The sequence below is a fragment of the Paenibacillus sp. BC26 genome (assembly GCF_900116125.1).
Classification (GTDB): domain Bacteria; phylum Bacillota; class Bacilli; order Paenibacillales; family Paenibacillaceae; genus Paenibacillus_Z; species Paenibacillus_Z lignilyticus.
In genome coordinates, this window is record NZ_FPAD01000001.1 from 1586529 (window position 1) to 1601299 (window position 14771).

13 protein-coding genes are annotated in these 14771 nt (G+C 52.3%); 5 read left to right on the forward strand and 8 right to left on the reverse strand.

All coding sequences use genetic code 11. The annotated features are described in order from the left end of the window. The first annotated feature begins 25 nt into the window (after positions 1-25). From BM412_RS06725 to BM412_RS06740, 4 genes are all read left to right on the forward strand, one after another. Entirely contained in the window at positions 26-1831 is a 1806-nt protein-coding gene (locus tag BM412_RS06725; RefSeq protein ID WP_091220247.1) for a DAK2 domain-containing protein, read from the forward strand. Between the two features lie 11 nt (positions 1832-1842). Further along, positions 1843-2697 carry a DegV family protein gene (locus tag BM412_RS06730; protein ID WP_091215489.1) on the forward strand — a complete coding sequence of 285 codons (855 nt, stop codon included), beginning with the start codon at positions 1843-1845 and terminating at the stop codon, positions 2695-2697. Between the two features lie 10 nt (positions 2698-2707). Beyond that, a complete protein-coding gene (gene recG, locus BM412_RS06735; RefSeq protein WP_091215492.1) occupies positions 2708-4756 on the forward strand; it encodes an ATP-dependent DNA helicase RecG in 2049 nt (682 codons plus the stop codon). Between the two features lie 74 nt (positions 4757-4830). Then, positions 4831-5118: a stage VI sporulation protein F gene (locus BM412_RS06740; protein WP_091220249.1), complete on the forward strand. Its 288-nt coding sequence runs from the start codon at positions 4831-4833 to the stop codon at positions 5116-5118. A gap of 37 nt (positions 5119-5155) precedes the next feature. Here BM412_RS06740 and BM412_RS06745 read toward each other — a convergent pair whose 3' ends face one another. Beyond that, positions 5156-5824, reverse strand: a complete 669-nt coding sequence (locus tag BM412_RS06745; protein ID WP_091215496.1) for an SOS response-associated peptidase — start codon at positions 5822-5824, stop codon at positions 5156-5158. 127 nt (positions 5825-5951) lie between these two features. Here BM412_RS06745 and BM412_RS06750 point away from each other — a divergent pair, with 127 nt between their 5' ends. After that, positions 5952-7283: a DUF2515 family protein gene (locus tag BM412_RS06750; protein WP_256256155.1), complete on the forward strand. Its 1332-nt coding sequence runs from the start codon at positions 5952-5954 to the stop codon at positions 7281-7283. Positions 7284-7333: 50 nt separating this feature from the next. Here BM412_RS06750 and mtnB read toward each other — a convergent pair whose 3' ends face one another. From mtnB to BM412_RS06785, 7 genes are all read right to left on the reverse strand, one after another. Continuing rightward, a complete protein-coding gene (mtnB, locus tag BM412_RS06755; protein WP_091215501.1) occupies positions 7334-7984 on the reverse strand; it encodes a methylthioribulose 1-phosphate dehydratase in 651 nt (216 codons plus the stop codon). 2 nt (positions 7985-7986) lie between these two features. Continuing rightward, positions 7987-8670 (reverse strand): 2-hydroxy-3-keto-5-methylthiopentenyl-1-phosphate phosphatase, encoded by a 684-nt coding sequence (locus BM412_RS06760; RefSeq protein ID WP_256256352.1) that lies wholly within the window; start codon positions 8668-8670, stop codon positions 7987-7989. 5 nt (positions 8671-8675) lie between these two features. Next, positions 8676-9905: a 2,3-diketo-5-methylthiopentyl-1-phosphate enolase gene (locus BM412_RS06765; protein ID WP_091215504.1), complete on the reverse strand. Its 1230-nt coding sequence runs from the start codon at positions 9903-9905 to the stop codon at positions 8676-8678. Further along, positions 9902-10783: a pyrroline-5-carboxylate reductase gene (proC, locus tag BM412_RS06770; protein WP_091215506.1), complete on the reverse strand. Its 882-nt coding sequence runs from the start codon at positions 10781-10783 to the stop codon at positions 9902-9904. Before proC ends, BM412_RS06765 begins: the two co-directional genes overlap by 4 nt. A 19-nt stretch (positions 10784-10802) precedes the next feature. Then, on the reverse strand, positions 10803-12050 hold the full coding sequence (locus BM412_RS06775; RefSeq protein WP_091215509.1) for a glutamate-5-semialdehyde dehydrogenase: 1248 nt from the start codon (positions 12048-12050) through the stop codon (positions 10803-10805). Between the two features lie 31 nt (positions 12051-12081). After that, positions 12082-13197, reverse strand: coding sequence for a glutamate 5-kinase (gene proB, locus BM412_RS06780; protein ID WP_091215511.1), 1116 nt, complete (start codon positions 13195-13197; stop codon positions 12082-12084). A 380-nt stretch (positions 13198-13577) separates the two neighbouring features. Beyond that, complete coding sequence (locus BM412_RS06785; RefSeq protein ID WP_091215514.1) at positions 13578-14768, reverse strand: pyridoxal phosphate-dependent aminotransferase; 1191 nt, start codon at positions 14766-14768, stop codon at positions 13578-13580. Positions 14769-14771 lie beyond the last annotated feature (3 nt).

Here is a 14771-nt window from a genome sequence, read left to right on the forward strand (position 1 = left end):
TATTAACGGCTCAGACTTTACGGGTATGGTACTGAGCGGAGCGGAAAGATTGCAAAGAAATGTTGAGCGCATCAATGCGCTGAATGTGTTCCCGGTTCCGGACGGTGATACCGGGACGAATATGAATTTAACGATGACGTCAGGAAAACGCGAGCTGCAGAGCAAATCCTCCCCAGCAATAGGCAAAGTTGCGGAAGCGCTTTCTAAAGGATTGCTGATGGGCGCGCGCGGGAATTCCGGCGTTATTTTGTCACAGTTATTCCGGGGGTTCGCCAAAAGTATCGTCAACTCGGATCAGATCGATCCGGTGCAGTTTGCTGCAGCACTTCAGAACGGTGTCGACATGGCTTACAAGGCTGTCGTCAAGCCGGTTGAAGGGACGATTCTAACCGTTGCGAAAGATACGGCTAAACATGCGGTGTCGATCGCTAAGCGCACAACAGATATGACAGAGATGATGCGCGAGGTTGTTACCAAATCAAATGAATCGCTTGCACGTACGCCTGATTTACTGCCGGTACTTAAACAAGTGGGTGTAGTGGATTCCGGCGGTCAGGGACTTGTATGTATTTATGAAGGTTTCCTACAGGCATTAACCGAAAACTTGGGCTCTGCGGATGACAGTCCTATCGGTTCGGAGGCAGCATCACCTGAGCTGTTCCCAGCAATGAAGGCTGTACCGGCTCCATCGGTTCCACGTCCCAACCAAGTGCTGTCCAGCGCGCAATCGCGCTTGGAAACCGAGAATATTGAATTTTTATACGATATGGAATTTTTCATTAATCGAAAGCTCGCAGCACGCAATGCACTTCGCTTCGATGAAGCTTTGTTCAAAGGCATGCTAAGCAGGGACGGGGATTCGATTCTTGTCATTGCGGACGATGAAATCATTAAAGTTCATGTTCATACGCGCAAACCGGGGGATGTGCTGAACTACGCGCTGCCCTACGGAGAGCTAACTGAAATTCATATTCTTAATATGCGTGAGCAGCATCGTGAGCTTCTTCATGAAGAAGCCGCTCATCTAAACAGCAGCACAACAGTACCTGCGATCCACGAGGATCCATTGAAGGAAACGGCGATTGTAGAGGAAGCTGCGCTCGGTCTTGCGGTTTCGGAAGTGCTCACAGGCACGCCGGCTGCGTCGATCACGGCGGAATCGGCCCATGAGTGGGCAGCGTTCGGCATCATTGCAGTCGCTATGGGCGAAGGCATTGCATCGATCTTCATGGATAACAATGTGGATGTCGTGCTGTCCGGCGGACAATCGATGAACCCATCGACGGAGGATTTCGTCAATGCGATCGAATCGCTGTCGGCCGAGCATATCTATTTACTGCCGAATAACGGCAACATCATCTTGGCTGCGCAGCAAGCTGCAGAGCTATGCGAGCGAAATGTAACCGTTATACAAACGAAGAATATCCCGCAGGGTCTGGCAGCTGTCCTGGCCTTTAAGGAAGACGGTACTGCTGAAGAGAATACGGAAGCGATGGGCGAAGCTGCGAAGCAGGTACGTTCGGGCCAAGTAACGAATGCGGTACGGAATACTTCGATCGACGGCATTACGATTCATGAAGGCGATTATATCGGCATCATGGAGAAGGCCATTGTGACGGCTTCCCCGAGCTTGCAGGAAACTTGCCGGGAGCTGCTCGCCAGAATGCTTGAAGACGGCGGTGAGCTGGTTACGATTCTCACAGGCGAACAAGCAGATGCGGCGGTAACTGCGGAATTCGTACAATGGGCAACCGACACCTTTGCGCATGCAGAGCTTGAAGTACACGAAGGCGGACAACCGCTTTATCCATATCTATTTGCAGTGGAATAGGGGGTGCTGGAATGGGTGCGATCAAGATCATAACGGACAGTACGGCGGATATTCCAAAGCGTGTTCGTGAGCAGCATAATATCGAAATGGTACCGCTAAAGGTGCTTTTCGGCGAGGACACGTATCTCGATTCAGTCACCATTACGAACAATCAATTCTATGAGCGATTGGCCAAAGCGGATATGCTGCCAACCACTTCACAGCCCTCACCGGTAGAGTTTATGGAAACGTACGAACGTGTGCTTGGTACAGGTAGCGATACATCCATTATTTCCATTCATCTGTCCTCTGCGCTAAGCGGCACTTATCAATCGGCGGTTCTGGGCTCAACCTTACTTGATGTGCCGGGCGATATTACGGTGATCGATTCCAAATCGGCATCCTACGGCTGCGGTATGTTAGCTGTTAAAGCGGCTGAGATGGCAGCTGCGGGTGAAACCAAAGAAGCCATCGTTACCAAAGTAGAGAACATGATCAAGGACCGCAAGATGTATTTCTTGCTGGATACGCTTGAGTATTTGCAGAAAGGTGGTCGAATCGGCAAGGCAGCGGCTTTGTTCGGTTCGATTCTCAACATCAAGCCAATCTTGACGATCGACAGCGAAGGCGAAGTAATGGCGGTTGATAAAGTGCGCGGGACGAAGAAAGCGATGCAGCGCATTATCGATTTGTTCAAGAGCGACTTTGGCAATGATCCGATTGAAATGACAGTTGGGTGGACACATAAGAATGAGCTGGCGCTTGAGCTTGCAGCTCTTGCTCAAGGACAGCTGAACATACGCAGCATCCGGCAAACAGAGATCGGCTCTGTTATCGGAACACACGCCGGTCCGGGTGCCGCTGCATTATTTATTACGCGGGTGTGAGGTAATGGGGATGAAGCTGGATCAAATAACGGTCCGGCAAATGAAAGGCGTGAGTGCTCAGAAGGAATTAGAGCTTCACGCCTTTGGCGTTCATACGATCGCGGATTTGCTGGATTATTTTCCGTTTCGATATGAAGACTATCGGATTCGGAGCTTAGGGGAAACGAAGGATGGGGAAAAAGCGACCGTAGAGGGCAAGATTATGGGCAATCCGCTTCTGCAGCGGCTTGGCCGCTCTAAGACTCGCTTAACCTGTAAAATAGTGATCGACGGCATATTAGTAACGGCGGTATGGTTTAATCGGCATTTTCTGCAGGAGCAGCTGATTCCCGGAAGGGATATCGTGCTGACGGGCAAGTGGGAGCAGCAGCGGCTGCAAATTACCGTGTCGGAGTCCGAGTTCCCTGATAAAGGCGCTTCTCGCTCAGGGACACTCCAATCCGTCTACTCCGTTGGAGGCAGCGTGACGCAGCCGTGGATACGCAAAATCATGACGCAGGCGCTGCTTCAATACGGGCCGATGGTGGAAGAGATTCTGCCGGTTGAATTGATGGACAAGCATGGCCTTATGCTGCGCCGCGATGCCGTGAAACAGATTCACCAGCCTGCGGATATTGCGCAAGGGCAAGCCGCCCGGCGGCGACTCGTTTATGAGGAGCTGTTCTTGTTTCAATTAAAGCTGCAAGCCTACCGTACGATTAACCGTAAACGAATGGATGGCGTCGCGCATGTGGTTGATGCGGAATCGATTCGGGTTTTCGTGCGTACGCTGCCCTTCGAGCTGACGGATTCGCAGAAGAAGGTTGTCAACGAAATATTGATCGATATGCGTCACCCTTCCTGTATGAACCGGCTGTTGCAGGGCGATGTTGGTTCCGGGAAAACCGTCGTAGCGGCTATTGCGCTGTTTGCCGCTTACAAAGCGGGCCACCAGGGGGCGCTGATGGTGCCGACGGAGATATTAGCGGAGCAGCACTACCGCTCCTTACAGAAGCTGCTGGGCGGCGTTGGGCTGCAGGTAGCCTTATTGACAGGCAGTTTGACGGAGAAGAAACGACGCGATGTGCTGGCAGGGCTGCAAATGGGTCTTATTGATGTCATCGTTGGCACGCAGGCCATTATTCAGGAAGGCGTGAACTTCCGCAGTCTCGGTTTAGTTGTAACGGATGAACAGCACCGATTTGGCGTTAACCAGCGGAGCGTACTGCGCCGCAAAGGGATGAATCCGGATGTGCTCACAATGACGGCGACACCGATTCCAAGAACGCTAGCCATTACGGCATTCGGCGACCTTGACGTGTCTACGTTGCGTGAACGTCCGCAAGGCCGTAAGCCGATTCAGACCAATTGGGTGAAACACAATATGTTGGACCGGGTGCTTGGCTTCATTCGGCGAGAGGTGGAGGCAGGGCGCCAGTGTTATTTTATATGCCCGCTCATCGAGGAATCGGAGAAGCTGGATGTGCAGAATGCAATCGACCTGCATATTCAAATTCAGCAAGCTTTTCCGGATTTGCGAATTGGACTGCTGCACGGACGACTAACGACCTCGGACAAAGATGAAGTCATGCGCGCATTCAGCGAGAATGAAGTGCATGTACTCGTAGCTACCACTGTCGTAGAAGTCGGGGTCGACGTGCCGAACGCAACATTGATGGTCATTATGGATGCGGAGCGGTTTGGCTTATCGCAGCTGCATCAGCTGCGCGGGCGAGTAGGACGCGGCGGACACCAGTCCTACTGTGTCTTGATAGCCGATCCGAAGTCGGAAATCGGTCGGGAACGGATGAAAATCATGACGGAGACGGATGATGGCTTCGAGGTATCGAGACGGGATTTGGAGCTGAGAGGGCCTGGGGACTTCTTCGGCACGAAGCAAAGCGGCGTACCGGACTTTAAACTGGCCGATATGGCGGCCGACTTTGCGGTGCTTGAGGAAGCTCGGGATGATGCGGCTGACATGACGGCGAAGCCGGATTTCTGGACGGCAGCGGCCTTTGCGAGACTGCGTGATTTGCTCAAGAAAGAGCAACTTTTTCAAGGGGAACTCTTGGACTAGTTTTGAAAGCGGCTGTCTTGGCATATAGTACAACGAATGGCTTTAAGAAGCCGGACGGAGGTGCTAGCCATAAGATGAGCTACACGAAATATGGTATTCGGCCCGAGCTGGTCGAGCGCGTGAAGTTGAAAATGAAGAATCCGGTCGTGAAGGATCGTATGAAGATGCTGTTAAATGGTGTGACCAAATATGATTTACAGGATCGCACGAAAGTAAAGAAACTCGTCAAGACGTCATCAGGCATCTTACAAGAGTCGCTTACGGAGCAGCAGGAAGAGCAATTAATTGCATTCATACTTGGTCAGAAAATCGATCCTTCAAACACACTCCACCTTATCAAATTATGGGCGATGTTCCGCTGATCCTTGGATCGGCGGTTTTTTTTGTCATCAGATGCGTTCAGATAGGCGCGATGCACGATGCATCGTTATTCGCCACACTGCCGACCGTTTTGCCTACCGGATATGCTTCCAGAAGTTCTGACGGATAAGGGGTAAGCAGTGCATGAAGCTGTTGTTGGTCTTGCATCGAACGGTTAAGCCACATCGCTTCATGCTCTTCATGGAGGATCACCGGCATCCGATTATGGATTGGGGCCATCAGTTCATTAGGCGAAGTCGTGAGAATCGTACAGGTGCTCAGCTTAATCCCATCCGGGGAAACCCAAGTATCATATAGCCCCGCCATGCTAAAGAGCTTGCGGTCGCGCTTCACGATGCGCATCGGCTGCTTGTCCTTCTCATCCTGACGCCATTCGTAGAAACCATCAGCCGGAATGATGCAGCGTTTGCGGCGTATGAGCTGCTTGAAGGCAGGCTTCTCCCAGACCGTTTCGGAGCGGGCGTTGAGCATTTTGTTACCGACCTTCGGGCTGTCGGCCCAGGAAGGGACAAGTCCCCATTTAAGCTCACCGAGCCGGTTCTGCGTTCCGTCACTAACGATGGCGAATACCATTTGACCTGGGGCAACATTATATTTGGGCTGATGATAAGGCACATTCGTGGAAGAAATCCAATAACGTAACATTAGCTCTTCCAAAGATACTGTAATGGTATATCGTCCACACATCGTCTGCAGACCTCCTGCACGTATTCGTCCTATTCTCTTCAGTATACTACGGGCGGCTAATTGATTGTAGAGAAGCCCATACTAATTTGTATACCCGTGGACAAGAAGAAACGGATGTCGCCCCAGAATGAAAGGAGTGGCGAAGCGCATGGAGCATCAAGGCAGCAATGACCCTTCTGTAATGAAGCGCATCATACTTGTACTCCGAAGATTGCCTGCACGTATCGTTGCTTATGTAGCGGCGAAGCGACGGGCGAAACGAGCGTCCTCGAAGCTGGCTCAGCACGCGATTCCAATGGAGCTCAAGCAAGAATTCGTCCGCGAGCTGCGAGCAGGTTGGAAGTCACTTGGTGAGCAGCGTACGGAATCACCTGTTGAGGCTTTATCCGAGATATATAACGAGCAGGAAAGGGCAATCATTCATCGGATTCGCCATGAAACGGAGATTGCCAATCAGAACAACGTAACGCGCACGGAGGCGTATCGCGCGGTATATTTTCGCTGTCCGGAGCTGCACTGGGCATTGCTGGCCCATCTGGTTTCCCGCAATGGCGGCTGGAATATGACCGATTTGCAAGGGGAGCTGCTGCCGCGGCTGCTTGATCGCGCTTATCGCAAGCAGACATTTCTGATGCTGGAACGGGCGAATGCAATGATTTTTCAAGATGCATATCCGCAGCTGTTGCTGTATGAGGCTTCGCGGAAGGAAGGCCGTGAGCTCTTCTCGTTGTTGCCTGCCTTTGGCGTGTCTGGATTTATGCGTCCGGTTTGGTCTCAGTTCTGGCGTCGAAAGGATGCAGCCATGTTAACCACCGCCCTTATTGTCAATGAGCAGCATGTCATTGAAGTTCCCCTTGTCCGCAGCACGTATTTCAAGGAGCATGTCACTCGTAAGCCTGCCTTCCTCTTGCAGACGCCACTCCAAACCAATGCCGTATTTATGCCTTATGGCGCGCCGAACGAAGGAGCTATGAAGCTTGCGGGGCTGGTGCTTGAGAACTTCCGCAGCTTGGAGGAGCGGATTGAATTCGGGAAACGATTATATGCCATTCTCTATGGCGTTCCGGAGGTGCATCGAGGAGTACTGGCGTTTGTGCGGGCCGTGCATCATACCGGCTCGAGAGCCGATTATGCCCCGCATCTGTTTACGAAGCAATTGCGCCCCCAATCGACGAGAAGTTATGTGGAGAAGCTGGACGGCTGCAAGCTGAAGCGGGGAGCGAAGAAATTAGCGAGTCCGGAGCTTGGCGCTGCTTGGCAGGATGTACCGGTAGAGATAGGCGGCCGAGAGGATTGGTTTCAGGAAACAAGCGAGGTGGAAGGCTACTTCGAACAGCTGCTGATACCGGAGGTGTTTGTCATCTCGGAAGAGCACTGTCGCGCGATAAACAAAATCGAGCTGGCCGTATTGGCTGCGCAGCGGCTGAAGCCGAGCTCGGTACAAGATAAAAGGCGATAAAGATCAGCTGCAAACAGCTTGTCTCCATCGCCTTTTTGCATGTCGCGCAATTAACCTTTGCGGTGCAGCAATTCCCAGCGGTACACGTATTCGAACAGAAACTCGAACGCTTCCAGATGGCGTTTCGCTTCAAAAGCGTTTGCGCCCCAAGCGTAAATACCATGCTTTCGCAGCATAATGCCGGGGATACGCGGATCAAGCCGTTCCGTAACTTCCGGTACGATGCTTGGTATATGCGTAAAGTTGGACACGATCGGGATATCAATATGGGCGTCATCTTCCCAAATATTGAATGCTTTAATGAGCTCAACGCCGTCAACCGGGATCGCTTTACGCTCCCAGAATAGCTCGGAAACGATACTGTTATAGACGGAATGAATGTGGAAGATAGCGCCGCAGCCCGTTTGACGGTAGATTTCGCAATGGATCAATGTTTCAGCCGAAGGCTTGAGTCGAGTGGGCTCACTCGGTTTACCCGCTTGATCGACGAACAGAAAATCCTCCGGCGTCGACAGCGATTTATCCTTGCCGCTTGCCGTAATGGCGAAATGAAAGTCTTCCGGCGAGTAGTCGCCGACTCGGATCGAAAGATTGCCGCTCGTTCCCGGGAACCAGCCGCGGGAAGCGAAAAGGCTCTTCACTTCAGTAAGCTCTGCAAGCACGCGCTGCTTGTCTTCTAATGCAATCTGTGCAAATGACATCGTTAGGTTGTCGCCTCCTGCAATTTCAATACATCGATGACGTCGTGGAACGTCTTGAACTCGTGATAGGAAAGTCCGAGCTCTTTGCATTTCTGCGTTAAATGAGAGCGTGCGAATACCACATCAGCAAGCTTTGCTCCTTCGAAATCCGTCACACTGTCGCCGATTAGAATGCGCTCGTACTGACCTTTGGGGAAGCGGCGAATAATGGTTGTTTTGCACATGCCGCAGTCGGTTTTACATTCGCCTTCACAGGGGTGAGGCCATGTGATCTCGATCTGTTCGCCGGAGAAATCACTGCCGTTGCAGTAAATGTGATTCTCCGGGATGTTAAACTGCGCCAGAAGCGGGTAGACGAAGAAGTCGATGCCGCCGCTCGTAACGTAAAATTCAATATCATGATCTTTGCAATATTGCAGCAAATCGGCAAAACCGGCGCGGATTGTCGCATTCGAGATGGCATAGTCGACAACTTCTCGTTTCATCGAAGAGGGCAGCAATTGAAACAGCTCGCCGACACCTTGACGAATCGTCTTGCGCTGTCCGACGATGTCGTTCACGATCGCTTCCCAGCCGGGCGGATTGAAATGTTTAATGATTGCAACGATGTTATCGTTCTCGGTAATCGTGCCGTCAAAGTCGCAAAAAATAACGCGCTGCGGTGCTCTGGATGTCATGTTGTTCATGCTCATTATTCTTTGTACCCCCAGCTGTCGATCGCCGCTTGCAGCGCTTCGTTACCCGGCTTCGCTGCGGCTTCAGGCAGCGAAATGCCTGCTCTTGCGGCTTCAATCGCCATACGGAACGCATGTCCGCCAGCGGCTGTTCCCATCGGATGACCGTGGATGCCGCCGCCTGCATTGACGACGACATCGGTGCCGAAGTCACGCAGAATAAGCGGGACAAGTCCGGGATGAATGCCTGCCGATGGAACTGGGAAGCTCGGCGCTACCGGCAATGAAGGATCAATTAAAGCAGCTTGCACGGCTAAATTCTCTTCTCGCGGCATGACGACAGAGCCGTAAGGCGAAGGGAAGAGAACAAGATCGGCACCGGCAAGTCTCATCAGCTTACCAAGCAGCAAAGGCGCTGCGATGCCGTAGTGTACGGAAGGGTATAAGGCGCCGGCCATTGCAGGGTGAGCCGCTATGGGAACCGAAATCTCCGGATCGCTGCTCAGCTCGTGCAGGACATCATAGCCATAGGCAAGCACGTTGAACAGGAGCGCATTCGCGCCGGCATTAATCGCCTTTTTCGCTTGCGAAGCAAGCTTGGAAGTGGGGCCGGTCAAGTTGACGGCGTAAAGCAGTTTCTGCCCCGTAACTTGTTCAGCTTGGCGTGCAGCTTCCATGCAGGCTTCTACCCGTTTCTCAAGCGGGGTGAGCGGGTTCTCGAACAGAATTTCGTCGTCCTTGATCAGGTCTACGCCGCCTAGCGCTTGTTGATAGAACTGCTCCCGCAGGTTAGGCAAATCATGACCGATAACGGATTTGAAAATGCTCATTAACAGCGGACGTTCATTCGCACCTAACAGCTTACGGACACCGTCGATTCCGAATTTCGGTCCCGGAAAAGCTGAAACAAAGCTGCTGGAGAAATCGAGATCGAGCAGCTTGATTTTGCCGTCCATGGACAGCTTTCCAAATACCGTAACGAGAAGGGCAGGGAGGTCACGGCTGAAGTTCACATCCGGATAGGCGATGCGCAGGTCGGCATAACGTTCTTCAGGCGTGGAACCTTCATGAACGTCCACGGCAATAACGCGGCCTAGATGTTTCTCCATCTCGGCTTTACGCGCTTCCGGCAGATCTGTCCAGCTGCCGACCGTCAGGCCAACGGCAATGCCCTGCGCTTTTTTATGAAAATCTGCTTTGTGATCGTAACAACGATAAGTTGCTATACATACAGCTTGCTCACTCATGATGTCGCTTTCCTTTCAATCTCTGCACCCATCTCCGCAGCACGTTCCGCAGCGCGCGCAATCGCACTGATCACGGCTTGCGAGAAATGGTTTGCATCTAGTTTCTCAATTGCAGCTTGCGTTGTGCCGTTAGGCGAAGTCACTTTACGGCGCAGATCAGCCGGGTTCTCCCCAGTAGCTTTCACCATATGTGCGGCTCCTAGTACGGTTTGAACGGTCAGTTCGCGTGCGGCTTCTTCTGTCAGTCCAAGTTCGCTGCCGGCAACAATCATAGCTTCCATTAGATAATATACATAGGCAGGTCCACTGCCTGATAACCCTGTAACCACTTCAAGCAGCTTTTCTTCCACGACTGCCGTTAAGCCTACCGCTTGAAACATCGTCTCGGCGAGGTCGCGCTGATTGCCCGAGACGGAAGCGGAGAAGCTGATTCCGGTCGCGCCAAGTCCGATTGTGCTTGATGTATTAGGCATTGTACGGACAATCGGCATCGGCTTGCCCAGCAGTGTTTCCAATGTGCGAATGGTCATGCCGGCAATAACGGAGATAACCAATTGGCCGGGATGCAGGAGATCACGCACTTGAGAGATCGCTTCCGCAGCATCCTTCGGTTTCATCATAAGAAATACAATATCGGCTTCCTGCAGCATGACGGCTTTCTCCGCGTCCAGCGAGGAGGTGTTCACGCCGTATCGAGCCGCGAGCTCTTCCATCCGAGCCGCGTTTTGCCGATTCATCATACTGATTCGACCCGGCTCGGTCAAGCCGCGGTCGAGCAGTCCGCGAACCATCGCTTCCGCAATGGAGCCTGCCCCGTAAAAACACATTTTGAGCGATCCGATTGCAGTTGAAACACTAGAAGATGAAAGTATCGTCATGATCGTGAATCCTCCTGTTCTATCCGCGAATTTGTCCGCTGCCGTAAATGCGGAATTTGGTTGATGTCAGTGCAGGGAGTCCCATTGGTCCTCTGGCATGCAGCTTCTGCGTACTAATGCCGATTTCGGCGCCGTAACCGAATTCGAAACCGTCCGTGAAACGAGTGGAGGCGTTATGGTATACCGCAGCCGCATCGATCTGCTGCATGAACTGATCCGCGCGCTCTTGATTCTCCGTGACGATACATTCCGAATGCATCGTGCCGTATTTGCTAATATGCTGCATGGCTTCATCTATGCCGGAAACGATATGGATATTCATAATGTAATCATTATATTCCGTTGCATAATCCGTTACGGTAACCTCGTTAGCTTCAGGAATGATGGCGCGCGTTCGTTCACAACCGCGGAGCTCGACATTAGCCTGAAGGAATCGGTCGGCTAATTCACGAAGATGACGTTCGGCGAAAGCTTCATGGACAAGCAGCGTCTCCATGGAATTACAGACGGAAGGGCGCTGCACCTTGGCGTTGAATGCGATATCCGAAGCCATAGCAGGCTGTGCGCTGTCGTCCAAATAAGTATGACAAATGCCGGCACCTGTTTCAATGACAGGTACGGTCGCATTTTCAACAACATTTCGAATTAATGATGCTCCTCCGCGAGGGATCACAACGTCAAGCAAGCCGTTTAACTTCAGCATCTCGTCAACGGAAGCGCGTGATGGGTCTTCAATCAATTGGAGTGCTTCAGCAGGCATTGATGTGGAGGCAAGCGCACCGCGCAGCACTTCGACGATACGGCGGTTGGATTCCAGCGCGGCAGAGCCGCCGCGAAGGACAACCGAGTTGCCCGTCTTGAGGCATAACCCGGCAGCATCGACCGTTACATTGGGACGAGCTTCATAGATCATCCCGATAACGCCGAGCGGTACAGAGATTTTGTCAACGCGAAGTCCGTTAGGGCGTTCGAATGTTTCCAACGTAATACCGACTGGATCGCTCAGCCGCACAACCTGGCGAAGTCCTTCAGCAATATCTTCCACGCGTGCCGATGTAAGCGTCAGCCGGTCTAATAAGGATTCGCTCGTGCCGTTAGCGCGTCCGCGTTCGATGTCGATCCGGTTCGCCTCAATAATCGAATCTTGATGGCGGATGAGCGCATGCGCCATTTCGAGAAGGGCTTCATTCTTCTGATTCGTCGTCAATCGGTTCATAATGCCCGCTGCCTGTTTGGCAAGGGCCGCTTTCTTCCGCACTTCGCTCATATGGTCTCTCTCCCTCATAAGTCCTTGTCGTTTATGCTCTTAGCGTGACCCACTCATCACGATGGATGACTTCGATTCGAGTTACTTCAACGCGTCTGCGAACTTCCTCCGTACTTAAGCCCGCAACGGCTTGGACCTGCCAAGCTGCGTAGTTGACGACACCGCGGCCAAGCGATTGCTGCTGTTCATTAAACACTTCGACGACATCGCCGGGATGAAAATCACCTTCAATGGTTCGAATGCCGGCAGGCAGCAAGCTTTTGCCGCCTTCGAGCAAGGCTCGTTCGGCCCCATGATCAACGAAGATACGGCCTTGCGGCATGGAATGGAAGCCAAGCCATTGTTTCTTTGTCGTCAGATTATGTTGACTCGTTTCGAAATACGTCCCTTTGCCGACACCGGATACGGCTAGATTCAAATCGCCGGGCTCTACGACACGGCCGATGAACACCGGAACACCGCCGCGCATCGCAATACGCGCTGCTTCAATCTTCGAGCGCATTCCGCCCGTTCCGACGGATGATCCTGCTCCGCCTGCGACACGCAGAATGTCATCGGATATTTGCTCGACTCGGTCGTAACGAACCGCATTCGGATTCTTACGAGGATCTTCCGAATAAAGGCCATCCATATCGGTCAAAATAATGAGCCGCTTCGCTTTCACGAGATTGCCGACAAGCGCGGATAACGTATCGTTCTCGCTGAATTTCAATTCATCCGTTGCCACGGTGTCGTTCTCGTTCACGATTGGGAGCATGCGCCGATGGAGCAGCTCTTCAATGGTCATCAGTGCATTCTGAATCCGTTTGCGATTGGAGAAATCGGCCCGGGTAAGCAAAATTTGGGCAACGCCTACTCCGCCATTACCGCCATACGACGCGAAGGCTTCCTGATACGCTTGCATGAGAAGGGCTTGACCGACGGCCGCGGCCGCTTGTTTCTCATGGACGAGCTTCGGACGGGTATGATAGCCGATTTTCTTGAATCCGGCGGCGATGGCACCGGAGGTGACAAGCAGAACTTGGTAGCCTGCTTCATGGAGGGCAGCGAGCTCGTGCGCAAAGAAGGCGATTCGTTCCCGATTAATGCCGCCTTCATCGGAGGTTAAGGAGCTGCTGCCGATTTTGACTACAAGGGTATCTGTCATATGTCTCCCCAAACCTTTCCTAGAAAATAAAAAAAACTCTCATCCTTGTATATACAAAGGACGAAAGTTTAACTTCCGCGGTACCACCTTTATTAACGGCTATGTTTGGCATGCCGTTCCGCTTTCTTAGACCTGATAACAGCAGGTCGCTGTCCGACTCATCGCCGGCCGTTCCGGGGAAGGTTTCTGCAGCAATAACGGTAAATTCTCACAGCGAACGAATTTACTCTCTGGTCGCATTGCGGAGTGCATACTTGGCCCCATCAAGACGTTAATGGTTTTTAATTAAAGAGAATCATACCATGTTCTGCCTCGTACTGTAAAGTAAAGAAAAGCCCATAAAGACAGGCTTTATGGGCGAAGCGAAGATTATTTTTTGATTATTCGAACAGACCCAGTTTACCGATGCGGCGAATGGCTTCTTGCAGCCGTTCTTCAGGGGCAAGCAGACCCAGACGCACGTAATTCTCACCATGCGTGCCGAAGCCTACTCCCGGCGCAAGTACGACATCAGCCTTCTCCAATACCAGATCGGAGAAGGAAGAAGAGGTATAGCCTTTAGGCACCGGCAGCCAGCAGAAGAAAGAACCGCTCGGCTTCGCAGCCTTCCAGCCAATCTCGTCCATTGCGCCGAACAAAGCGTTACGCCTGCTCTCATAGGCAGCAGCAAGATCCGTTACGCATTGTTGCGGACCTGTCAGCGCAGCAGCCGCGGCAGCTTGAATGCCGCCGAACAAACTGCAGTAGTAGTGATCTTGAATGAGATTGATCAATGAAATGATTTCGGGATTGCCGAGCGCAAAGCCGACGCGCCAGCCGGCCATGTTGTAAGTCTTCGACAGCGTATAGAATTCAACGCCAACTTCCTTGGCTCCGGGTGTTTGCAGGAAGCTTACAGGTTGTTTTCCATCAAAACCGATTGCCCCGTAAGCAAAATCGCTCGCCACAACGATGCCATGCTTTGCCGCGAATTCAACGGTTTGCTTGTAAAACTCCGGACCGGCTGTTGCTCCGGTCGGATTGTTCGGGTAGTTGATGAACATAAGCTTCGCTTTATCCGCAACGTCCGGAGATACCGCGCTGTAATCCGGAAGGAAAGCATTGTCTGCCGTCAGCGGCATATACTCCATCTTGCCGCCCGCAAGTGCAACGCCGGACCAATAATCCGGATAGCCGGGATCCGGTACGAGGCAAATATCGCCCGGATTCAGCAAACATTGGCTTATTTCGATAAGTCCTGTTTTGCCGCCGAACAAGATCGCGACTTCTTTCTCCGGATCGAGGTCCACGCCATAATCTTCCTTATACCGCTGCGCGACCGCTTGTTTGAGGAAAGGATATCCGCTGAAAGGCGGATAGCGATGATACATCGGGTTCGGAGCTGCCTCTTGAAGTGCAGCTACTATATGAGGCGGTGTAGGCTGATCGGGATTGCCCTGCCCCAAATTGATGACATCGCGGCCTTTCGCTGCTTGTGCATTCGCTTTGCGGACTAGTCCGGCAAAGAATTGTGCCGGCAAACCGGTCATCCGGTCTGCCGGACTGATTTGAACTGTTTTTATTCCATCCATTGT